The sequence below is a fragment of the Limimonas halophila genome, from assembly GCF_900100655.1.
GTDB lineage: Bacteria > Pseudomonadota > Alphaproteobacteria > Kiloniellales > Rhodovibrionaceae > Limimonas > Limimonas halophila.
In genome coordinates this window covers 104,707-126,069 of sequence record NZ_FNCE01000002.1, presented here as the reverse complement: position 1 = coordinate 126,069, position 21,363 = coordinate 104,707, and the positions used below count along the sequence as shown (strand labels likewise).

Genomic DNA, 21,363 nt, shown 5'->3' with positions numbered 1-21,363 from the left:
GGCGCGCAGCCTACTCGCGCTCGGCCGTGGTCGAAATCCCCAGCGAGCGCAGCTTGCGGTGCAGGGCCGAGCGCTCCATGCCCACGAAGGCGGCGGTGCGCGAGATGTTGCCGCCGAAGCGCATCATCTGCGCCTCCAGGTACTGGCGCTCGAAGACCTCGCGCGCCTCGCGCAGCGGCAGCGCCATGATCTCGCTGTCGCCGTTGGTGCGCAGTGCCGCCGGTGCCTCCGCACCGATGTCGGGGGGCAGCATGTCGGCGCGGACGGGATCGGTGGCGTCGCCCGGCGCCATGATGAGCAGCCAGTCGATGATGTTGCGCAGCTGGCGCACGTTGCCCGGCCAGTCGTAGGCCTGGAGCGCGGCCATGGCGTCGTCGTCCAGGCGCCGCTCGGGCAGCCCGGCGGACTCCGCCGCGCGGGCCATGAAGTGCCGGACGAGCAGCGGGATATCCTCGCGGCGCTCGCGCAATGGCGGCACGCGCAACGGCACCACGTTCAGGCGGTAGTAGAGGTCCTGGCGGAAGCTGCCCTCCGCCATCAGCTGGTCGAGATCGCGGTTGCTGGAGGCGATGACGCGCACGTCCGCTTCCATCGCCCGGCCGCCGCCCACGCGCGTGAAGCGCTGGTCCTGCAGAACGCGCACGATCTTGCCCTGGGTTTCCAGGGGCATGTCGGCCACTTCGTCCAGCACCAGCGTGCCGCCGTGGGCGCGCTCGAAGGTGCCGGGCTTGGCGCCCTCGTCGTCGCGCGCACCGGCCGCCACGCCGAACAGCTCGCTTTCCAGGCGGTCGGGGTGCATGACGGCGCAGTTCAGCACCACGAACGGGCCGCCCGAGCGCCGCGAGCGGTGGTGCAGCATGCGCGCGGCGACCTCCTTGCCCGCGCCCGGCGGGCCGGAGATGAGGACGCGGCTGCCCGTGGGCGCCACCTTGTCGATGTTCTGGCGCAGGTGCTGGACGGGCTGCGACTGCCCCAGGAGTTCCGCCTCCTGCCCCGCGCGCAGGCGCAGCTCGGCGTTTTCCCGCCGCAGCACGCCGGTCTCCGCGGCGCGGTCCACGCATACGACCAGCCGGTCGCTCTGGAACGGCTTTTCGATGAAATCGTGGGCGCCGTTCTGGATGGCGCGCACGGCGCTTTCGATCGTCCCGTGGCCGGAAATCATAACCACGGGGATGTAGGGGTCCGTCGCCCTGATCGTCTCCAGCAACGCCAACCCGTCCTGGGCCGAGTTCTCCAGCCAGATGTCCAGCAGGACAACGCTCGGGGTGCGGGCGTACAGGGCCGAGAGCGTCTCCTCGCTGTTCGCCGCCCCGCGGCAGACGTAGCCCTCGTCCTCGAGCACGCCCGCGATCATCAGGCGGATGTCCGCTTCGTCGTCCACGATCAGGACGTCATGCGCCATGACGCGCTATCCTCCCTGATGTCATCTGCCGGGCGGTCACGCGGTCGCCGCCGCATCCGTGTCGGTGGCGGTGGCAGTCCGACCGCCGGCCGGCTCGTCGGCCTGGGCCGCGAATGTCAGGCGCACGATGGCACCGCCGCCGGGCCGGTTCTGAACCGAGACCGAGCCGCCGTGGTCTTCCATGATCTTCTGCACGATCGCAAGCCCGAGGCCGGTGCCCTTGTCGCGCGTGGTCACGTAGGGTTCGGTCAGCCGGCCGCGCTCCCCGCCCGGCAGGCCGCAGCCGTTGTCCAGCACCTCCACGATCGGCAAACCGTCATCCGTGTCCACGCGCACTGTGACCTCGCCCGGCGCCAGCGAGTCCGCGTCGCCCTGCCGGCTCTCGATCGCGTCCACGGCGTTCTGGAGCAGGTTCGTCAGCGCGCGGCTCACCTGCTGCCGGTCGCAGCGCAGCCGCACGCCTTCCGCCGCGTAGGCGCGGTCGAAGGTGACGGCCGGGCTCGCCGTCGCCTGGAGGAAGACGGCCTCTTCGGCGACGCCGGCGAGGTCGACCTCCTTCATGTGCGGGTCGGGCATGCGGGCGAAGGAGGAGAATTCGTCGACCATCTGCCGGATGTCGCCGACGTGGCGGACGATCGTCTCCGTGCAGGTCTGGAAGGTTTCGGGATCGTCGTCGATCTGCTTGAGGTACCGGCGTTTGAGGCGCTCGGCCGAAAGCTGGATGGGTGTCAGCGGGTTCTTGATCTCGTGGGCGATGCGGCGGGCGATGTCGACCCACGCGGCCTTGCGCTGGGCGGCCAGCAGGTCGGTGATCTCGTCGAAGGTGACGACGTAGCCCGTCGTCAGCCCACCTTCCTGCTCCACGGTAACGCGCGCCAGCAGCGTGCGGCTGTGACCGTCCTCGCCGGTGAACTGGATCTGGTCCTGCGCACCGTGGCGCGGGCGCCGCTCGGCGACCGCCACGAGGCGCGCGATCCCCGGTGCGACCTCGTCGAGCCGCTGACCCACCAACTCCGTCTTGTCCGCGCCCAGCATCTCGCACGCGGTGCGGTTGGGCAGGTCGATCCGCCCATCGGCATCCAGGCCGACCACACCCGCGGTGACGCCGGCCAGCACCGCCTCGGTGAAGCGCCGCCGTTCGTCAAGCTGGCGGTTGGCCGCAACCAGCGCCTCCTGCTGGCTTTGCAGCTGGTCGGTCATGCGGTTGAAGGCCGTCGTCAGCGACTGGAGTTCGTCGTTCGTCGCCGGCGGCGTTGCGCGGGCCGTCAGGTCGCCGGCGCGCACGTTGTCGGTGGCGCGCATCAGCCCGCCGATCGGCCGGGTGAGGTGGTTCGCCACACTCAGTCCCACCCAGACCGCGGCCATCAGCAACAGCAGCGCCACCACCATGAAGATCAGGGCGAAGGTGATCTGGATGTCGGAGCGCTTGCCCTGGAGTTGATCGTACAGCCGCACCGCCCCCTGGGTGCGGTCCATGTGCTCCAACACCTTCGGATCGATCAGGCGGCCGATGTAGAGGTATGCGTTGGAGAGCGTGTCCAGCTGCACCAGCGCGCGCACGCGGTCGTCCGTTTCGGCCGTCAGCGTCACCACCTCGCCCTGGCGCGCGCGCTGCATCGCCCAGGTTGGGATGTTGCCGCTAAAGTCGAGCAGCAGGCTCAATCCCGCCTTGGCGATCACCCGGCCGGAGGTGTGGAACACCACCGCCTCGGTCAGCGAGCGCACGCTGGCCTGCTGCGCCAGCAGGCGTTCGAATTGCCCCTGATTGTAGAGCAGCGTGGCCCCCTGCCGGTCGATGCGGTCGGCCATCGCCAGGGCGTCCGTGCGGATGGTCTGGCGGTGCTCCTGCACGTAGGCCTCGGCAACCTGCAGGGATTCCTGGATCGCCGTGCTCACGCGCTCGCTGAACCAGCCCTGCAGGCCGAAATTGAAGAAGACGACCGAGAACACCGCCAGGATGATGGCGGGTGTGACGGCGATCAGGGAAAACAGCCCCACCAGCCGTGTATGCAGCCGCGCCCCGGCACGCCCGCGCCGCCGCGCGATCCACACGGCGACCAGCCGGCGCGCGATCAGGACGCCCAGGCCGAGCAGGAAGAAGAGATCCAGGTTGAGCAGCAACAGCATCATCTTCGGGCTGACGGTGCCCGGAAAGTTGCCGCTCATGGCCGCCAGGGTGGCGAAGCCGCTGCTCACGCCGCCGATGAGGAACGCCAGCGCCAAGTGGCGTTCCAGGTTGACGCGGTTCGCCCAGGCGGCGACGCGCGCCCAGCGTCGGGGCGGAACCGGGGCCTCTTGGGCGTCCGTGCTCATGCTGTCGCCCGGATCAGGTGGTTGCGCGATCTCCCAACGGCCGTCCGAAGGGGTGGCGCCAGTGTGCCACCTTGGACTGTGGCAGCAAGGCCACACTTCGGGTTTGCACGGTTTCGGGTGATCACCGCGTGGCGTCGCCGGGTTCGATGTCCAGTTCGCGAATCTTCTTGCGCAGGGTGTTGCGGTTCAGCCCCAACAGCTTTGCCGTTCGGAGCTGGTTGCCCCCCATGGTTTCCAGCGCCAGGGAAATCAGCGGGCGCTCCACCTCGCGGATGACGCGGTCGTAGACGCCGGCGGCGGGAAGTCCGTCGCCGTGGGCGTCGAAGTAGGCGCGCAGGTGCGCGTCCACGGCGTCGGCCAGCGACTGCGCCCCGGCCGGCTGCCGGCTCGCCCCATCACCCCGGTCGGATTCCACGTCCGCCAGCTCGCTCTGAATGGTCGAGGCGCCGATGACGTCGTCGCTGCACAGCGCGCACAGGCGGCGGACGAGGTTTTCCAACTCGCGCACGTTGCCGGGCCAGGAGTGCGCGCGCAGGCTTTCCAGCGCTTCCGGCGCCATGGACTTGCGCGGCAGGCCCTCGCGCTCGCAGCGGTTCAGGAAATGGCGCACAAGATCGGGGATGTCCTCGATCCGCTCGCGCAGCGCCGGCAGGCGCAGCGGCACGACGTTGAGGCGGTAGTAGAGGTCCTCGCGGAAGCGGCCCGCGCGGACGAGCTCGCCCAGATCCTGGTGCGTGGCGGCAACGATGCGGCTGTCGGCCTTGAGCGGCGTGCGGCCGCCGACCGTGGTGTACTCGCCCTCCTGCAACACGCGCAGCAGCCGCGTCTGGGCTTCCATCGGCATGTCGCCGATCTCGTCCAGGAAGAGGGTGCCGCCGCTGGCCTGTTCGAAGCGCCCCGCCTGCCGGTGGGTTGCGCCGGTGAAGGCGCCCTTCTCGTGGCCGAAGAGCTCGCTCTCGATCAGCTCGCGCGGGATCGCCGCCATGTTCACGGCCACGAAGGGGCCCTCGCGGCGCTTGCCGTAATCGTGCAGCGCGCGGGCCACCAACTCCTTCCCCGTGCCGGACTCGCCGTTGATCATCACGGTCAGCTCGGTGCCGACGAGCCGCGCCAGCACGCGGTAGACGTCCTGCATCGCCGGCGAGCGCCCGATGAGCGGCATCTGCTCGTCCTCGTCGGGCGCGCCCGCCGCGGGCTCCTCCGCACCGCCGCGCGCCGCGGGCGCCAAGCCGCGTTCCACGACCTCGACGACCTCCTGAAGGTCGAAGGGCTTGGGCAGGTACTCGAAGGCGCCGCGCTCGGTCGCGCGCACGGCCGTCAGCAGGGTGTTGCGCGCGCTGGTGACGACCACGGGCAGGTCCGGGCGCAGCTCCTTCACACGCGGGATCAGGTCGAGGCCGTTTTCGTCCGGCATGACCACGTCGGTGATGACGAGATCGCCCTCGCCCCCCTCGATCCAGGACCACAGCGTTCGGGTCTGGCCCGTGGTGCGCACGGCGTAGCCGGCGCGCTGAAGCGCCTGGTCCAGAACGGTGCGAATGCCGCGGTCGTCGTCGGCGACCAGGATGGTGACCTCGCTCACCGTGCCTCCTCGTCCGTCGTCGTGGGCAGCATGATGCGGAAAGCCGTGCCGCGCGGGCCGGTGTCGTACTCGATCACCCCGCCGTGGTCCTCCACCACCTTCGCCACCAGCGCCAGCCCGAGCCCGCGGCTGCCCGTCTTCGTGGAGACGAAGGGGTCGAAGAGGTGGCGTTGCAGGTCGGCGGGGATGCCCGGCCCGTCGTCGGTCAGGGTGACGACCAGCGGCAGATCGACACGCCGGCCGCCGCCGGGCACGGCCAGCCGGATGCCGTGCTGGTAGCGTGTTTCCAGGGTCAGCGTGCCGCCGTCATCGCCGACCGCCTCGGCGGCGTTCTTCGCCAGGTTCAGCAAGGCCTGGATCAGCAGGTTGCGGTTGCCGAGCACCGGCGGCAGCGAGGGGTCGTAGGCTTCCCGGATGGTCAGGTTCGCGCCCACGCCCGCCTGGGCCACTTGCTTCACGTGGTCGAGGACTTCGTGGATGTTCACGGGGCCGCGCTCGATCGGCCGCTCGTCGGAAAAGATCTCCATCTCCGAGAGCACGGTGACGATGCGGTCGGCCTCCTCGCGGATCAGCCCCGTGAGGCGGCGGTCGTCCTCGCCGGCGGTCTGCTCGAGAAGCTGCGCTGCGCCCCGGATGCCGCTGAGCGGGTTCTTCACTTCGTGCGCCAACAGCGCCGCCATGGCCGTGACCGAGCGCGCCGCGTTGCGGTGGACGAGTTGGCGGTCCAGCTTGTGCGCCATCGTGCGCTCGCGCAGCGTCAGCGTGACGTGGCCGGGCAGCTCGGGCACGGGCGCGGCGTGGACCGAGGCGTTGCGGGCCGCCAGGCGCGGCGATTCCAGCACCACGTCGTCCTGGCTGACGGTCTGACCACCGTCGCGCGCCTGAGCCACAAGCGTGTGGATGGGGCTGTCGCCGGGAATCAGGGCCGTCAGCGCCCGCCCGCCGAGCGCCGTCCGGCTGACGCCGAAGAGCTGTTCGGCAGCGATGTTGACCTCGACGAGGCGGCCCTCGCCGTCCAGCACCACCACTGCGTCAGGCAAGGCGTTGAGGACGGCGTTGCTGGCCTCGCCGGACAGGGATGACGCGGGTTTGGACCCGGACATGAAAGCGCTTCGACCTCGACCAGGTGGTGTGTGCGCGGTTTTTGTGCAGGCACCGCGGGCTGCCTGTCAAATGGGCACCCTGGAGCAATTTGCCAGCGCCAATGGCGACTCTTGGCGGCGGGCGCGGCGAGGCATAACCTCCGCGCGCACCGGCAGGAAGCGGGCGAAAGGACCAGCGTATCGTGGCGGGCGTGATCGCAATCGTCGTGGCGGCCGGCCGGGGCACCCGCGCCGGCGGCGACCGGCCCAAGCAGTACGTTCCGGTGGCGGGACAGCCGCTGCTGCGCCACACCCTGGCGCATCTGGCCGCGCACCCGCGCATCGACGCCATCCTGCCCGTAATCCATCCCAAGGACCGGGAAACCTTTGCCGCGGTGGCCGAGGGGATCGACGTCCTGACGCCCGTCGACGGCGGCGCCAGCCGGCAGGACTCCGTGCACCGCGGGCTGGAAGCGCTTGCCGACCGAGATCCCGACGCCGTGCTCATCCACGACGGCGCTCGCCCCTTCCCTGACACGGCGCTGATCGATCGAGTCCTGGCGGCGCTGGATACCCAGGCGGGCGCGATTCCGGCGCTGCCCGTCAGCGATACCCTCAAGCGCGCCGAAGATCGGCGCATCGTGGAAACCGTGCCGCGCGGCGATCTGTGGCGGGCGCAGACCCCCCAGGGCTTCCGCTATCCCGAGATCCTCGACGCGCACCGCGCTGCCACCGATCCGAGCGCCAGCGACGACGCCGCCCTGGCGGAGCGCGCCGGCTATGAACTGACCGTGGTCGACGGCTCGACGGAGAACATCAAGGTGACCACCCGCGACGACATCCACCGCGTCGAACGCTGGCTGGCCGGCGGCACGGAAACGCGCACGGGCAGCGGCTTCGATGTGCATGCCTTCGGCGACGGAGCCGGCCCCGTAAGGCTGTGCGGCGTGGACGTGCCAAGCGAACGCGGCCTCGCCGGGCATTCGGACGCAGACGTGGGGCTGCACGTCCTGGTGGACGCGCTGCTGGGCGCCATCGGCGCCGGAGACATCGGCGAGCACTTCCCGCCCAGCGACGACCGCTGGAAGGGCGCGGACTCGGCCGCCTTCGTGGCGCACGCGCTGGAGCTGGTGCGCGAGCGCGGCGGCGCGATCGTCAACGTCGACATCACGCTGATCTGCGAGCGCCCCAAGGTCGGCCCTCACCGCGCGCCCATGCGCGAGCGCGTCGCCGGCTTGCTCGGCCTCGCCAGCGAACGCGTGAGCGTGAAGGCGACCACCACCGAAAAGCTCGGCTTCGTGGGACGGCGCGAGGGCATCGCCGCACAGGCCGTCGCCACCGTGCGCGTGCCCGCCGCTTGATGGCGCGGCCCGCGACCCTTTCCCCCATCGGCCTGATCGCGACCTGGTTCGGCAGCGGACTTCTGCCCACGATGCCGGGCACCTGGGGCTCGCTGGCCACGCTGCCGCCGGCCGCGCTGCTTGCGTGGGGCCTGGGGGCGTGGGGACCGGCCCTGCTCGCCGTGGCCGCGACCGCGCTCGGGGTGTGGGCCGGCGGGCGCTACGCCGGGGCGGCCGGTGAACACGACCCCGGCGAGGTGGTCATCGACGAAGTGGCCGGTCAGGCCGCCGTCCTCGCGGCCGTGCCGTTAACGCCCCTGGGGTACGCGCTCGGCTTTGCCGCCTTCCGGGTGGCGGATACCCTAAAACCGTGGCCGCTGCGCCGGCTGGAACGCCTGCCCGGCGGCTGGGGCATCATGGCCGACGACCTGGGCGCGGGCGTCTATGCCGGTGTCGCGGCGGCGCTCGGTGTGTGGCTGATCGGAGGCGGCGGATGGTGACGGACATGGCGCGTGAGCGCGCGGGGCTGGTGCTGGCCGCCTGCCGGGCGCGCGGCTGGGCGCTCGGCACGGCGGAAAGCTGCACGGGCGGGCTGGTCAGCGCCGCGCTGACGGCCGTGCCCGGTGCCTCGGCCGTGATGGAGCGCGGCCTCGTCACCTATACCAACGCCGCCAAGATGGACCTGCTGGACGTGCCGGCGGCAACGCTCGAAACGCACGGCGCGGTCAGTGCCCCCGTGGCCGAGGCCATGGCCGCCGGGCTGCTGGCGCGCGCCCCGGTGCAGGCGGCCGTGTCCGTCACCGGCATCGCGGGACCGAACGGCGGCACGCCGCTGAAGCCCGTGGGGCTGGTCTACGTGGGCGCCGCGACCACGGCCGCCGGGGCGACCCACCGGCGCACGATCTTCGCCGGCGACCGCGACACCGTGCGCTCGCGCAGCGTCGCGGTGGCGCTGGACCTGCTGCTCGACCTGGTGGCGTGAGCGGTTCCATGGCCCAGTCCGACGCCCCCATGCCCGCCCGCCTGCCCGTCCGCGGCAGCGACCTGTTGCTCATCCTGATCCTCACGCTGGGCGGGGCGCGGGTGCTGCTGCCGCTGCTGGCGGGCGCGCTCCTGCCGGGCGGCACGGCCGGCGGCGCCGGATTTGGCGGGATCATGGCGATCCTGGCGATCCAGCTCGGCTTCATGGCCGCGGTCGCCTACGCCGTGGTGGTGCACCTGCGCGGAACGAGCTGGCAGCAGCTTGGCTTCGTGCCGCTCACACCCGGGTGGGCCGGACGATCATTCGTCATCACGCTGGCGAGCTTGCCGGTTCTGGTCCTGGTTGGCTGGGCGCAGCGCGAGTTCGCCGGGGACGGCTTCCGCAATCCGCAACTCGACGTGATCCTGCCCGACAGCTTTTCCACGGCGGCGTTCCTCGCAACGCTCGTCATCACGGCCGTGGTGGCGCCGCTGGTGGAGGAAACGATCTTCCGCGGCGTGCTTTACCGCTGGCTGCGCGAGCGGCTGGGCGTGCCGCTGGGCATGGGGGTGAGCGCGGGCGCGTTCGCGTTGCTGCACGGAATCCCGGCGCTGATCCCGGGCATCTTTGTGCTCGGCCTGATTCTGGCGTGGGTGTACGAGCGCGCCAACTCCATCTGGGCACCCATCATCGTCCACGGCACCTACAACGGCCTCGTGACGCTGACGCTCTACCTGGCGCTGATGCAGGGGGTGAAGCCGGCGGCGGGCTGAACCTCACGCCCGCGGCTGCGCCGGCGCGGCGCCCGTCGGGTCTTCCCCGTACAGCTCGACCGCCCGCGCCTCGAAAGCGCGCACCATGCGCCGCACCGCCTCGTTGAACAGCGGCTCCATCATGCGCTGCAGAAAGCGGGTGCGGAACTCGAAGTCGATGTAGAAGTCGATCAGGCAGCCGTCGCCGTTCTGGTAGAACTGCCAGTGGTTGTTCAGATAGCGGAAGGGCCCGTCGAGGTAACGCACGTCGATCCGCCCGGACTCGCGGTTCAGCGTCACCTCGCTTGTAAACTTCTCGCGGATCATCTTGAAGCCGACCACGAGGTCCGCGACGATGACCGGTCCGCGCCGGCGGCGGATGCGGGCGTTCGTGCACCAGGGCAGGAACTCGGGATACCGCTCCACGTCCGCCACCAGGTCGAACATCTGGGTCGGCGAGTGCGGCAGCACACGCTGCTCGGCGTGAGTCGGCATCCGGGGTGTCTCCGCGCCTGTGCGTTTATTCGGCGGCGGCCTGCTGAGCCTTGCGGGCTTCGCGCAGGCGCTCGAAGTCCTCGTCCGCATGGTAGGACGAGCGCGTCATGGGCGACGCCGACACCATCAGGAAGCCCTTGTTGTAGGCCCGCTTTTCCAGCGTCTGGAACTCGTCCGGCGGGACGAAGCGGTCGACCGGATGGTGCTTGGCGCTGGGCTGGAGATATTGCCCGACGGTGAGAAAGTCCACCCGTGCGCTGCGCAGATCATCCATGACCTGCAGGACTTCGTCCTTCGTCTCCCCCAGCCCGACCATCATGCCGGACTTGGTGAACATCTCCGGGTCCATCTCCTTCACCCGGTCCAGCAGGCGCAGCGAGGCGTAGTAGCGCGAGCCGGGACGAACCGGCACGTAGAGGCGCGGCACCGTCTCCACGTTGTGGTTGAAGACGTCCGGCTGCGCCTCGACGACCTTCTCCACGGCCTTGTCCTTGCGCAGGAAGTCGGGCGTGAGCACCTCGATCGAGGTTTCCGGCGTGGCGTGGCGGATGGCGCGGATCACCTGGGCGAAGTGGCCGGCCCCGCCGTCCGGCAGATCGTCGCGGTCCACCGAGGTGATGACGACGTGCCGCAGGCCGAGCTGCGCCACCGCGTCGGCGACGCGCTTGGGCTCGAAGACGTCCAGCGGTTCGGGCTTGCCCGTGGCGACGTTGCAGAAAGTGCACGCGCGCGTGCAGGTGTCGCCCATGATCATCATCGTGGCGTGCTTTTTCGCCCAGCACTCGCCGATGTTGGGGCAGCCCGCCTCCTCGCACACCGTGTGGAGGTTGTTGTCGCGGATGATCTTGCGGGTTTCGTGGTAGTCCTTGGAAACCGGCGCTTTGACGCGGATCCAGTCCGGCTTGCGCTGGACCGGGTTGTCGGGCTTGTGCGCCTTTTCCGGGTGGCGCGGGCGGTTCTCGGTGTCGGCCACGCTCATGACGACCTTCCAGGTTTCAGGTCAGACGTGGATGGGGCGCCCGAAGGCGTCAAGCACGGACTCGTGCATCATCTCGCTCAAGGTGGGGTGCGGGAAGATGGTGTGCATGAGTTCGGTTTCCGTGCTCTCCAGGGTGCGGGCGATGCCGTAGCCCTGGATCAGCTCGGTGACTTCCGCGCCGATCATGTGCGCCCCGAGCAGGGCGCCGGTGGCCTCGTCGAAAACCGTCTTCACCATGCCCTCGGCCTCGCCGAGCGCCAGCGCCTTGCCGTTGGCTTGGTAGGGGAAGCGGCCGACCTTGACGCTGTGTCCGCGCGCCTTCGCGCCCTCTTCCGTGAGGCCGACGCTGGCGACCTGCGGGCGGCAGTAGGTGCAGGCCGGGACGTTCTCGGTGTCCACGGGGTGAACGTCGTTCACGCCGGCGATCTTTTCCACGCAGGTCACGCCCTCGTGGCTGGCCTTGTGCGCCAGCCAGGGCGGCCCAACCACGTCGCCGATGGCGTATACGCCGGGCTCGCCCGTGCGCTGCCATTCGTCCACGACGATGTGGTTCTTCTCCACCTGAACGCCGGTGTTCTCCAGGCCGATGTTCTCCGAGTTGCCGACGATGCCGACGGCGAGCACAACGTTCTCCACGTCGAGCGTCTGCGTTTCACCCTTGCCGGTCTCCACCGTGGCGCGAGCGCCGTTCTTCCCCGTTTCGACGCCCGTGACCTTCGCGCCCGTGTGGATCGTGATGCCCTTCTTCTCGAAGCTCTTGCGCGCGAAGTCCGAGATCTCGGGGTCCTCCACCGGCAGGACGCGGTCCATGACCTCTACCACGGTCACGTCGACGCCCATGTCGTTGTAGAAGGACGCGAACTCCATCCCGATGGCGCCCGAGCCGATCACCAGCAGGCTCTTCGGCATCTTTTTGGGCACCATGGCTTCCTTGTAGGTCCACACCACGTCGCCGTCGGGTTCGACGTTGGGCAGCGTGCGGGCGCGCGCCCCGGTTGCGAGGATGATGTGCTGGGCCGTCAGGTCCTGGACGTGCTTGCCGTCCTTCTCCACCGACAGCTTGCCCTTGCCGGCCAGCTTGGCGTGGCCGTCGATGACGTCGATCTTGTTCTTCTTCATCAGGTGCTGGACGCCGCTGGTCAGCTTTTTCGCGGTGTCGCGGCTGTACTTCACGATCTTGGCGGTGTCGAAGCTGACCTCCTTCGCCGAGAAACCATACTTGTCCAGGTCGTGCAGCAGGTGGTTGATCTCGGAGATGCGCAGCAGCGCCTTGGTCGGGATGCAGCCCCAGTTCAGGCAGATCCCGCCCATGTGCTCGCGCTCAACCACGGCCGTCTTGAAGCCGAGTTGGCTGGCCCGGATGGCGGCGACGTAGCCGCCGGGGCCCCCGCCCACCACCACGAGATCGTAGCTGCTCGCCGCCATCGCGCGTCTCCGATCTGTTTTAGAGCAACATGCTCAGGGGATCTTCCAGCAGCGTCTTCACCGCGTCCAGGAAGCGGGCCCCGATCGCGCCGTCGACCACCCGGTGATCCACGGAGAGCGTGGCCGTCATCATCGTCGCCACGGACAGCGCGCCGTCCTTCACCACCGGGCGTTGCTCGCTCTTGCCCACGGCCAGGATGCAGGCCTGCGGCGGGTTGATGATGGCGTGGAACTGGTCGATCCCGAACATGCCCAGGTTCGTCAGGGAGAAGGTGCCGCCCTGGTATTCCTCGGGGGTGAGCTTGCCGTCGCGCGCCCGCTTGGCCAGGTCCTTCATCTCGCGGCTGATCGCGGCGAGGCCCTTGGTTTCGGCCTGCTTGACCACGGGTGTGATGAGGCCGTCCGGGATTGCCACGGCCACCGAGACGTCGGCGTGCTGGAAGCGCAGCGCCGTGCTGCCGTTGTAGGCCGTGTTCGCCTCCGGCACCTGCCTGAGCGACAGCGCGCACGCGCGGATGAGGAAGTCGTTGACGGAGAGCTTGTAATCCTCGCCCCGCTGCTCGGCACGCCCGTTCAGCTCCTTCCGCACGCGCAGCAGCTCGTCCATCTCGATGTCGACCGTGAGATAGAAGTGCGGCACCTCCTGCTTGCTCTCGCTCATGCGCTTGGCGATCGTCCTGCGCATCTGGGAGAGCGGAACTTCCTCGTAGGCCTGGCCGAGCAGGTCCGCCTGCTCCTTGGCCTTCGGCGCCGGAGCGGCCGGCTTCTCCGGCGCGGCGGCCGGGGCCGGCTTGTCCGCGGGCTTTTCGGCCGCCTTTTCCGGGGCGGGCGCGCCCACGCCCTTTTCGATCGCCGCCTCCACGTCGGCGCGCACGATGCGCCCGTGCGGACCGCTGCCGGAGAGCTGCGTCAGGTCGATGCCGCTCTGCTTGGCAATGCGGCGGGCCAGCGGCGAAGCGAAGACGCGATTACCCTCGGTGTCCTTGGGGGCGGGCGGCGCCGGGGGCGCTTCGTCGGCCACGGCCGTCCCACCGCGCGTTGCGGGCGCGCCGGCGGCCCCGTCCCCGCCCGACGCCGTGCTCTCGGCTGGCGCCGTCTCGGCCGGTTCGGGCGACCCGCCGCCATCGCCGCCACCACCGGTCCCGGCCTGCTCGACCGCGCTGGCGTCCTCGCCCTCTTCGAGCAGGATGGCGATGGGCTCGTTGACCTTGACGCCCTCGGTTCCCGCGTCGACCAGGATCTTGCCGACGGTGCCTTCCTCGACGGCCTCGACCTCCATCGTGGCCTTGTCGGTCTCGATCTCGGCCACGACGTCGCCGTTGTTCACCTCGTCGCCTTCCTTGACGTGCCAGCGGGCGAGCGTGCCCTCGGTCATCGTCGGCGACAGGGCCGGCATCAGGATGTTGATCGACATGGCGGCAGCCTCTTCTGCGCGGGCGCGTCTGGATCAGGCGCGATAGCACACGCGCTTGGCGGCGGTGGCAACGTCCGCGACGCTCGGCACGGCGAGCTTTTCCAGGTTCGCGGCGTAGGGCTGGGGCACGTCCTTCGAACACACGCGCAGCACCGGCGCGTCCAGATAGTCGAAGGCGTGCTCCATGCAGATCGCGGACATCTCGGCGGCGGTGCCGGCGAAGGGCCAGCCTTCCTCGCACGCCACCACACGGTTGGTCTTCTTCACCGAGGCGAGCAGCGTGTCGGCATCGAACGGCCGGATGGTGCGCATGTCCACGACCTCGGCCTGGATGCCCTCCTCGCTGGCGAGCTGCTCGGCGGCCTGGAGCGCGCGGCCGACCATGACGGAATGCGCGACGATCGTGACGTCACTGCCCTCGCGGCGGACCTTCGCCTTCCCGATCGGCACCGTCCAGTCGTCGGTGTCCGGAATCTCGAAGGTTTCGCCGTAGACCAGCTCGTTTTCCAGGAAGACGACCGGGTTCGGGTCGCGGATGGCCGCCTTGAGCAGCCCCTTGTAGTCCGCGCCGTGATACGGCGAGACGACCTTCAGCCCCGGCACGTTGCCGTACCAGTTGGCGTATTCCTGGCTGTGCTGCGCCGCGACGCGCGAGGCCGGCCCGTTGGGACCGCGGAAGACGATGGGGCAGTTGATCTGCCCGCCGGACATGTAGAGCTTCTTGCCGGCGGAGTTGATGATCTGATCCATCGCCTGCATGGCGAAATTCCAGGTCATGAACTCCACGATCGGGCGCAGGCCGTAGAAGGCCGCGCCGATGCCCACGCCGGCGAAGCCGTGCTCGGTGATGGGCGTGTCGACCACGCGGCGCCGGCCGAACTCGTCCAGCATGCCGACCGTGACCTTGTAGGCGCCCTCGTAGTCGGCGACCTCCTCGCCCATGAGGTAGACGCGGTCGTCGCTGCGCATCTCCTCCGCCATGGCGTCGCGCAGCGCTTCGCGGACCGTCTGGTTCTTGGTCGGCCCGGTCCACGCCTGCTCCTCGACGTAATCGGCGAAGGAGGTGCGGTACTGCTCGTCCACCGTGGCGCCGAGGCGTAGGTTGCCGTCGGCATCGTAGATGCCCTTCGGGACGTGCTCGCGCGCGGTGGCCGGCGGCGGCGCGCTCGTCGCGCCATCCCCCGTCGACGGCCCGCTGCTGGCCGCCGGTTCGGGCGCCGGCGCTTCTTCGGCGGAGGCTTCCGCCGGCGCGCTCTCGCCGCCGAGCTTGGCGCGCGCCGCGCGCTCGGCCGCGTCGAGGTCGGCCTCGCTGTCGCCTTCCCCCAGCAGGATGGCGATGGGCGCGTTCACAGGAACGCTCTCGGTCCCGCCCTCGACGAGGATGCGGCCGAGCGTGCCTTCGTCGACGGCCTCGACCTCCATCGTCGCCTTGTCGGTTTCGATTTCGGCCAGGACGTCGCCGTTGTTGACCGTGTCGCCCTCTTGTTTGTGCCAGCGCGCCAGAGTGCCTTCGGTCATGGTCGGCGAAAGCGCTGGCATCAGCACTTCAATGGGCATCGGCCTCTCCCTCACAGGCGGCGGGCGATCGTGTCAGTGCGCGCCGGGGCCGGCGCACGGTTCGGTTGATGCGCACCGAGCGGCGCGCGGGGGGAGCGTCGGTCAGCCGGGCAGAACCACGTCCGAGAACAACTCTTCCGGATCGGGCTCCTCGCTGTTCTGGGCGAACTCGGCGGCTTCCGAGACGTGGTCCTTGATCTCGCGGTCGAGCTGCTTGAGCTCGTCTTCTTCGACGCCGCAGTGCGTCTCCAGGACCTCGCGCAGCTGCAGCAGCGGATCGCGCTCCTGGCGCATGTGCTGCACCTCCTCGCGCGAGCGGTACTTCGCCGGGTCGGACATGGAGTGGCCGCGGTAGCGGTAGGTCTGCATCTCCAGGATGTACGGGCCGTTGCCGTTGCGCACGAACTCGGCGGCGCGCTGGGCGGCCTCCATCACCGAGAGCACGTGCATGCCGTCGACCGGCTCGCCGGGGATGTTGAAGGATTTGCCGCGCGTATAGAGTTCCGTGGTGGACGAGGCGCGCTCGACGCTCGTGCCCATGCCGTACTTGTTGTTCTCGATGATGTAGAGCACGGGGAGCTGCCACAGCTCCGCCATGTTGAAGGACTCGTAGACCTGCCCCTGGTTGATGGCGCCGTCGCCCAGATAGGTGGGGCAGATGTTGTCCTGGCGGTTGTACTTCAGCGCGAAGGCGACACCCGTGCCGACGGGGACCTGCGCGCCGACGATGCCGTGCCCGCCGTAGAAGTCCTTTTCCACGGAGAACATGTGCATCGAGCCGCCCTTGCCCTTGGAATAGCCGGCCTCGCGGCCCGTCAGCTCGGCCATGACGCGCCGGGCCTCCATGCCGCTGGCCAGCATGTGGCCGTGGCAGCGGTAGGAGGCGACGACCGGATCGTCCTCGCGCGTCACCGCCTTCACGCCGGAAACGACGGCTTCCTGCCCGATGTAGAGGTGGCAAAACCCACCGATGAGCCCCATGCCGTAGAGCTGGCCGGCTTTCTCCTCGAACCGGCGGATGAGCAGCATCTCGCGGTAGAGTTCGAGCAGCCGGTCCTTGGACAGCCCGAACGTGGGATCGCTTTCGAGACCGGAGCCGCCGCCCGTCTGGCCCCGGCTGTCCGTGCCGGCCGCCTTGGTTTCGGCGGCCTTGTTCGATGCGGCGCTCGATCCGCCCTTCTTGGTCGCCATGTCGTCCCCTGTCCTCGGGCCGTGGGGGTGTGGGCCCCGTGGAATCCGGTGCCCGGCGGGCGTGCGGGATCGCGTACTGAGCCGCTTATCGCGCGATGCACCGGGGCGAAAGCGTAGGGTGTTCCCGGGGGCGTTTCAAGCAAGACGCGCCGGCCACCCGGCACAGGTTCGGGCTTCGAAGAAAACCACCAAACAGTTACGGCTGCTCGCCGCCGCCAGCGGGATCGCCGTGGTCGAGCAGCACCACGACCTCGTCGGGGCGCGCGAAGTTGAGCACGCGCCGCGCCTGTTCTTCCAGCATGTCCGGGTTCAGTGTGCCCGGCTTGAGCAGCTCGATCCGGTGGGCCAGCCGCTCGCGCTGCTCGACCAGCTCGGCCCGGGTCTGCTTGGCCGCCGCCAGGCGGTCCTGAAGATGGACGTAGGCCAGCAGCCCGCCCCGGCCGTGCAGCGCGTGCAGCAGGAAGAAAGCGATCACCCCCGCCACCGCGAGATGCGGCGCCAACGGTCGCGCCCGGCGAAGGATGTCGCGTGCCCCGGCCATGGGTGAAACGAATCACCCGAGTCCGGCCACGTCAACGCGCGGCGACGATCCGGCTGCGCCCGGCGTAGGCTCCGGCGAGGTCCAGATCCTCGGCAATGCGGAGCAACTGGTTGTACTTGGCGACACGGTCCGAGCGCGACAGCGCCCCGGTCTTGATCTGCCCGCAGCCCGTGGCGACGGCGAGATCGGCGATCGTGGTGTCCTCCGTCTCGCCCGAGCGGTGCGACATCACGGCCGAATAGCCGGCCTTCTGGGCCATGCGCACGGCATCCAGCGTCTGCGTCAGCGTGCCGATCTGGTTGACCTTGATGAGGATGGAATTGGCGATGCCGTCTTCGATCCCACGCTTCAGGCGGTCCGGGTTGGTGACGAAGAGGTCGTCGCCCACGAGCTGGCAGCGGTCGCCCAGCTTCTCGGTGAGCACGCGCCAGCCGTCCCAGTCGTCCTCGCCCATGCCGTCCTCGATGGAGACGATGGGCCGGTTCGCCACCATCTCGGCCAGCCGGTCGGCCAGCTCGCTCGCGCCGTAGCTCGCGCCCTCGCCCGGCAGGTGGTACTGGCCGTCCTGCACCAGCTCGCTGGCCGCGCAGTCCAGCGCCAGCGCGACATCCCTGCCGGGTGTGTAGCCGGCGGCCTGGATGGCGCTTTCCAGACGGTCCAGGGCTTCCTCGGTGGACTTGAGCGCCGGGGCAAAGCCGCCCTCATCGCCCACGTTCACCGAGTGACCGTCGCGCTGCAGGTCGGCCTTGAGCGCGGTGGTCACCTCCGCGCCCCAGCGCAGCGCCTCGCCCATGTCCGGCGCGCCCACGGGCACGATCATGAATTCCTGGAAATCCAGGGCGTTATCGGCGTGCGCACCGCCGTTGAGGATGTTCATCATCGGCGTGGGCAGCGTGCGCGCCGCCACCCCGCCGATGTAGCTGTAGAAGGGCACGCCGGCCTCGCTCGCCGCCGCCTTGGCCACGGCCAGGCTGGTGCCGAGGATGGCGTTGGCGCCCAGACGGCCCTTGTTGGGCGTGCCGTCCAGCTCGCACAGCGTGGTGTCGATCTTGACCTGCTCGCGCGCCTCGAAGCCGGCGAGCGTGTCCAGGATCTCGTGGTTCACGCTCTGCACCGCGTGTTGCACACCCTTGCCGGCGTAGCGGGCCTTGTCGCCGTCGCGAAGCTCCACGGCCTCATGCTGGCCGGTGGAGGCACCCGAGGGCACGGCCGCGCGGCCGAAAGCGCCGCTTTCCAGGCGCACGTCCACTTCCACGGTGGGCCGGCCGCGGGAATCCAGGATCTCGCGACCGCGGATATCGGTGATGCCGCTCATCTTCGGCCTCTGACGCTGCTGACTGGGGATGGGCTCAGGTGATGCGCACGGGGTGGTCTTTGGCGACGCGGTCGAGCGCAAGCAGGGTGTTCAGGATTTCCGGCAGGGCGTTGACCGCCACCATGTTGGGGCCGTCGGAGGGTGCGTGGTCCGGATCTTCGTGCGTTTCCATGAAGACCGCGGCGACGCCCACCGCGACGGCCGCCCGCGCCAGGACGGGAACGAACTCGCGCTGGCCGCCGGAACTGGTGCCCTGCCCGCCCGGTTGCTGGACGGAATGGGTGGCGTCGAAAACGACGGGGCAGCCGGTCTGCTCGGCCATGATGGGCAGGCCGCGCATGTCGCTGACCAGGGTGTTGTAGCCGAAGCTGACCCCGCGCTCGCAGACCATGACGTTGGCGTTGCCGGTGCTGCGGACCTTGTCCACGACGTTCGCCATGTCCCACGGCGCGAGGAACTGGCCCTTCTTGATGTTGACCGGCCGGCCGGTTTCACCGGCGGCGAGCAGCAGGTCCGTCTGGCGCGAGAGGAAGGCCGGGATCTGGAGCACGTCCACGGCCTCGGCGACGGGCGCGCACTGCTCCGGCAGATGAACGTCGGTGAGCACGAGGCAGCCGGTGCGCTCGCGCACCTCGGCCAGGACCGGCAACCCCTCTTTCATGCCCAGGCCGCGGTCGCTCTCCGCGCGCGAGCGGTTCGCCTTGTCGAACGAAGTCTTGTAGATGAGGTTCACGCCGAGCGTGTCCGCGACCTCGCGCAGCGCGTGGCTCATCTCCAGCGCGTGCTCGCGGCTTTCCAGCGCGCACGGCCCCGCGATCAGCGTCAGCGGGCGCGTGTTGCCCACGGTGTGGGGGCCGAGCTGGATGTCCGCCATAGCGATCCCCCGCGCCGGGTGCGCTCACATCAGCCGCGACTGCTCGATCGCCGCGCGGATGAAGGCGGTGAACAGGGGGTGCGGCGCGAACGGCTTGGACGTCAGCTCGGGGTGGAACTGAACGCCCACGAACCAGGGATGGTCCGGGATTTCCACGATCTCCGGCAATTCCCCGTCGGGCGACATGCCGGAGAAGAGCATGCCCGCGCTTTCCAGGGTGTCGCGGTAGTTGACGTTCAGCTCGTAACGGTGGCGGTGACGCTCGACGATCTCGGTGGCGCCGTAGATCTCGGCCACGCGGCTGCCCGGCGTGAGCTTCGCGGTGTAGCCGCCCAGGCGCATCGTGCCGCCCTTGTCGGAATGCACCGTGCGCCGCTCGACGACCTCGCCGCGCATCCACTCCGTCAGCAGCCCCACCACGGGGTCGTTGCACGGCCCCAGTTCGGTCGAACCGGCCTCGGGCAGCCCGGCGAGGTTCCGCGCGGCCTCGACCACGGCCATCTGCATGCCGAAGCAAATGCCGAAGTACGGCACCTTGCGCACGCGGGCGAAATGGGCCGCCGCCACCTTGCCCTCGGCGCCGCGCTCGCCGAAGCCACCCGGCACGAGGATGGCGTGCACGTCCTCCAGGTGCGTGGCGGCGTCGTCGCGCTCGAAGATCTCGGCGTCCAGCCAGCGCACGTTCACGCGCACGTTGTTGGCGATTCCAGCGTGAACAAGCGCCTCCGCCAGGGACTTGTAGCTGTCCAGCAGGCTCGTGTACTTGCCGACCACACCGATCGTGATCGCCCCGTCCGGGTGGCGCACACGGTCGAGCACGCGGTCCCACATGGCCAGGTCGGGCGCGGCCGTGGCGTCCAGGCCGAAGTGGCCGCACACCTGGGTGTCCAGCCCCTCCTCGTGATAGCTGCGCGGCACGGCGTAGATGCTGTCCACGTCGCGCGCCTCGATCACCGAGGGCTCGTGGATGTTGCAGAAGAGCGCGATCTTGCGCCGCGCGTCCCGGCCCAGCGGCTCCTCGGAGCGGCACACCACCACGTCGGGTTGGATGCCGACGCCGAGCAACTCCTTCACGGAGTGCTGCGTGGGCTTCGTCTTCAGCTCGCCAGCGGAAGCGATGTAGGGCACCAGCGTGACGTGCAGGAAGAGGCTGCGGGCGCTGCCCAGTTCGTTGCCGAGCTGGCGGATCGCCTCCAGGAACGGCAGCCCCTCGATGTCGCCGACCGTCCCGCCGATTTCGCAGATGACGAAGTCCTCGTCCTCGACGTCGGCGTGGATGAAGGCCTTGATGGCGTCGGTGACGTGGGGAATGACCTGCACCGTCGCCCCAAGGTAATCGCCGCGGCGCTCGCGGCTCAGCACCTTGGAGTAGATCTGCCCCGTCGTGACGTTGTCGGTGCTGCGCGACGGCACGCCCGTGAAGCGCTCGTAGTGCCCCAGGTCGAGGTCGGTTTCCGCCCCGTCTTCGGTGACGTAGACCTCGCCATGCTGGTACGGGCTCATCGTGCCCGGATCGATGTTCAGGTAGGGGTCGAGCTTGCGCAGGCGCACCTTGTAGCCGCGCGCCTGCAGCAGACTGCCGAGCGACGCGGCGCACAGCCCCTTGCCCAGCGAGGACACGACCCCGCCCGTGATGAAGATAAAGCGCGTCATGCGGCCTTCACCCGCAGCTCACTCGTCACCTGTTGATGGCTCCGCCCGGCGCGCGCTCGGCGCGGCTTACTCGACCGGAACCTCGGGCTGATCGGACGACGGCTGGCCGTCGCCGGACGCGCCCGACGCCTCGCCATCGGCGGCCGGCGCCTCCTGCGTCTGCGCGCCGCTGCCGGACTCGGCGGGCACCTCTTCCAGCACCGAGGACGCCTCGTTGCCGCCCGCGAAAATCGTCAGGGCGATCGAGGTGGCCATGAAGCACGCCGCCAGCACGGCCGTCGCGCGGGTGAGCACCGTGGCCGCGCCACGGCTCGACATCAGCGCGCCCAGGCCGCCGCCGGCGCCGCCGCCACCACCGCCGCCGCCGAGGCCGCCGAGGCCACCCTCGCTCGGCTGCAGCAGGACGATGATGATCATCGCGATGGCGATCAGCAGGTGGATCACCAGCAGGACGGTGGTCATGATGGATAACCGTTTCGCCAGAGGA

The 21,363-nt window shown here is 69.7% G+C and carries 19 protein-coding genes; 4 read left to right on the top strand and 15 right to left on the bottom strand.

Annotated elements, in window-relative coordinates; all coding sequences use genetic code 11:
* Window positions 1-10 precede the first annotated feature (10 nt).
* The 4 genes from ntrX to BLQ43_RS03555 form a co-directional block, all read right to left on the bottom strand.
* On the bottom strand, window positions 11-1,402 hold the full coding sequence (ntrX, locus tag BLQ43_RS03570) for a nitrogen assimilation response regulator NtrX (RefSeq protein ID WP_090018761.1): 1,392 nt from the start codon (window positions 1,400-1,402) through the stop codon (window positions 11-13).
* Window positions 1,403-1,438: 36 nt separating this feature from the next.
* Window positions 1,439-3,715 carry a sensor histidine kinase NtrY-like gene (locus tag BLQ43_RS03565; RefSeq protein ID WP_090018760.1) on the bottom strand — a complete coding sequence of 759 codons (2,277 nt, stop codon included), beginning with the start codon at window positions 3,713-3,715 and terminating at the stop codon, window positions 1,439-1,441.
* Window positions 3,716-3,836: 121 nt separating this feature from the next.
* The gene (ntrC, locus tag BLQ43_RS03560; RefSeq protein WP_090018759.1) at window positions 3,837-5,297 is read right to left on the bottom strand and encodes a nitrogen regulation protein NR(I); all 1,461 of its coding nucleotides are present in this window, start codon (window positions 5,295-5,297) and stop codon (window positions 3,837-3,839) included.
* Window positions 5,294-6,400 (bottom strand): two-component system sensor histidine kinase NtrB, encoded by a 1,107-nt coding sequence (locus BLQ43_RS03555; protein ID WP_090018758.1) that lies wholly within the window; start codon window positions 6,398-6,400, stop codon window positions 5,294-5,296. Before BLQ43_RS03555 ends, ntrC begins: the two co-directional genes overlap by 4 nt.
* Before the next feature lie 182 nt (window positions 6,401-6,582).
* Here BLQ43_RS03555 and BLQ43_RS03550 point away from each other — a divergent pair, with 182 nt between their 5' ends.
* From BLQ43_RS03550 to BLQ43_RS03535, 4 genes are read left to right on the top strand one after another with little or no spacing between them, the layout of a single operon-like run.
* Window positions 6,583-7,740, top strand: a complete 1,158-nt coding sequence (locus BLQ43_RS03550) for a bifunctional 2-C-methyl-D-erythritol 4-phosphate cytidylyltransferase/2-C-methyl-D-erythritol 2,4-cyclodiphosphate synthase (protein ID WP_090018757.1) — start codon at window positions 6,583-6,585, stop codon at window positions 7,738-7,740.
* Window positions 7,740-8,219, top strand: a complete 480-nt coding sequence (locus BLQ43_RS03545; protein ID WP_090018756.1) for a phosphatidylglycerophosphatase A family protein — start codon at window positions 7,740-7,742, stop codon at window positions 8,217-8,219. The genes BLQ43_RS03550 and BLQ43_RS03545 overlap by 1 nt, the downstream gene beginning before the upstream one ends.
* Window positions 8,220-8,224: 5 nt before the next feature.
* Window positions 8,225-8,701, top strand: a complete 477-nt coding sequence (locus tag BLQ43_RS03540) for a CinA family protein (RefSeq protein WP_245659433.1) — start codon at window positions 8,225-8,227, stop codon at window positions 8,699-8,701.
* 8 nt (window positions 8,702-8,709) lie between these two features.
* Window positions 8,710-9,453, top strand: a complete 744-nt coding sequence (locus BLQ43_RS03535) for a CPBP family intramembrane glutamic endopeptidase (RefSeq protein WP_090018754.1) — start codon at window positions 8,710-8,712, stop codon at window positions 9,451-9,453.
* A 3-nt stretch (window positions 9,454-9,456) separates the two neighbouring features.
* Here the strand turns inward: BLQ43_RS03535 and BLQ43_RS03530 are convergent, their stop codons facing one another.
* The 11 genes from BLQ43_RS03530 to secG all read right to left on the bottom strand — a co-directional run bounded on the left by BLQ43_RS03530 (window position 9,457) and on the right by secG (window position 21,338).
* Window positions 9,457-9,927 (bottom strand): type II toxin-antitoxin system RatA family toxin, encoded by a 471-nt coding sequence (locus BLQ43_RS03530; RefSeq protein ID WP_090018753.1) that lies wholly within the window; start codon window positions 9,925-9,927, stop codon window positions 9,457-9,459.
* 25 nt (window positions 9,928-9,952) lie between these two features.
* Window positions 9,953-10,906, bottom strand: coding sequence for a lipoyl synthase (lipA, locus tag BLQ43_RS03525; protein WP_090018752.1), 954 nt, complete (start codon window positions 10,904-10,906; stop codon window positions 9,953-9,955).
* Between the two features lie 21 nt (window positions 10,907-10,927).
* On the bottom strand, window positions 10,928-12,331 hold the full coding sequence (gene lpdA / locus BLQ43_RS03520; RefSeq protein WP_090018751.1) for a dihydrolipoyl dehydrogenase: 1,404 nt from the start codon (window positions 12,329-12,331) through the stop codon (window positions 10,928-10,930).
* A 19-nt stretch (window positions 12,332-12,350) separates the two neighbouring features.
* The gene (locus tag BLQ43_RS03515) at window positions 12,351-13,745 is read right to left on the bottom strand and encodes a pyruvate dehydrogenase complex dihydrolipoamide acetyltransferase (protein ID WP_090018750.1); all 1,395 of its coding nucleotides are present in this window, start codon (window positions 13,743-13,745) and stop codon (window positions 12,351-12,353) included.
* Window positions 13,746-13,778: 33 nt separating this feature from the next.
* Window positions 13,779-15,302 (bottom strand): pyruvate dehydrogenase complex E1 component subunit beta, encoded by a 1,524-nt coding sequence (locus BLQ43_RS03510; RefSeq protein ID WP_090018749.1) that lies wholly within the window; start codon window positions 15,300-15,302, stop codon window positions 13,779-13,781.
* Window positions 15,303-15,404: 102 nt separating this feature from the next.
* Window positions 15,405-16,493 (bottom strand): pyruvate dehydrogenase (acetyl-transferring) E1 component subunit alpha, encoded by a 1,089-nt coding sequence (gene pdhA, locus BLQ43_RS03505; protein WP_090018748.1) that lies wholly within the window; start codon window positions 16,491-16,493, stop codon window positions 15,405-15,407.
* Between the two features lie 196 nt (window positions 16,494-16,689).
* A complete protein-coding gene (locus BLQ43_RS03500) occupies window positions 16,690-17,034 on the bottom strand; it encodes an FtsB family cell division protein (RefSeq protein WP_090018747.1) in 345 nt (114 codons plus the stop codon).
* Between the two features lie 31 nt (window positions 17,035-17,065).
* A complete protein-coding gene (gene eno, locus BLQ43_RS03495) occupies window positions 17,066-18,349 on the bottom strand; it encodes a phosphopyruvate hydratase (RefSeq protein WP_090018746.1) in 1,284 nt (427 codons plus the stop codon).
* Between the two features lie 34 nt (window positions 18,350-18,383).
* Window positions 18,384-19,223 carry a 3-deoxy-8-phosphooctulonate synthase gene (gene kdsA, locus BLQ43_RS03490; RefSeq protein WP_090018745.1) on the bottom strand — a complete coding sequence of 280 codons (840 nt, stop codon included), beginning with the start codon at window positions 19,221-19,223 and terminating at the stop codon, window positions 18,384-18,386.
* Between the two features lie 24 nt (window positions 19,224-19,247).
* The gene (gene pyrG / locus BLQ43_RS03485; protein WP_090018744.1) at window positions 19,248-20,876 is read right to left on the bottom strand and encodes a CTP synthase; all 1,629 of its coding nucleotides are present in this window, start codon (window positions 20,874-20,876) and stop codon (window positions 19,248-19,250) included.
* Window positions 20,877-20,942: 66 nt separating this feature from the next.
* Entirely contained in the window at window positions 20,943-21,338 is a 396-nt protein-coding gene (gene secG / locus BLQ43_RS03480; RefSeq protein ID WP_090018743.1) for a preprotein translocase subunit SecG, read from the bottom strand.
* Window positions 21,339-21,363 lie beyond the last annotated feature (25 nt).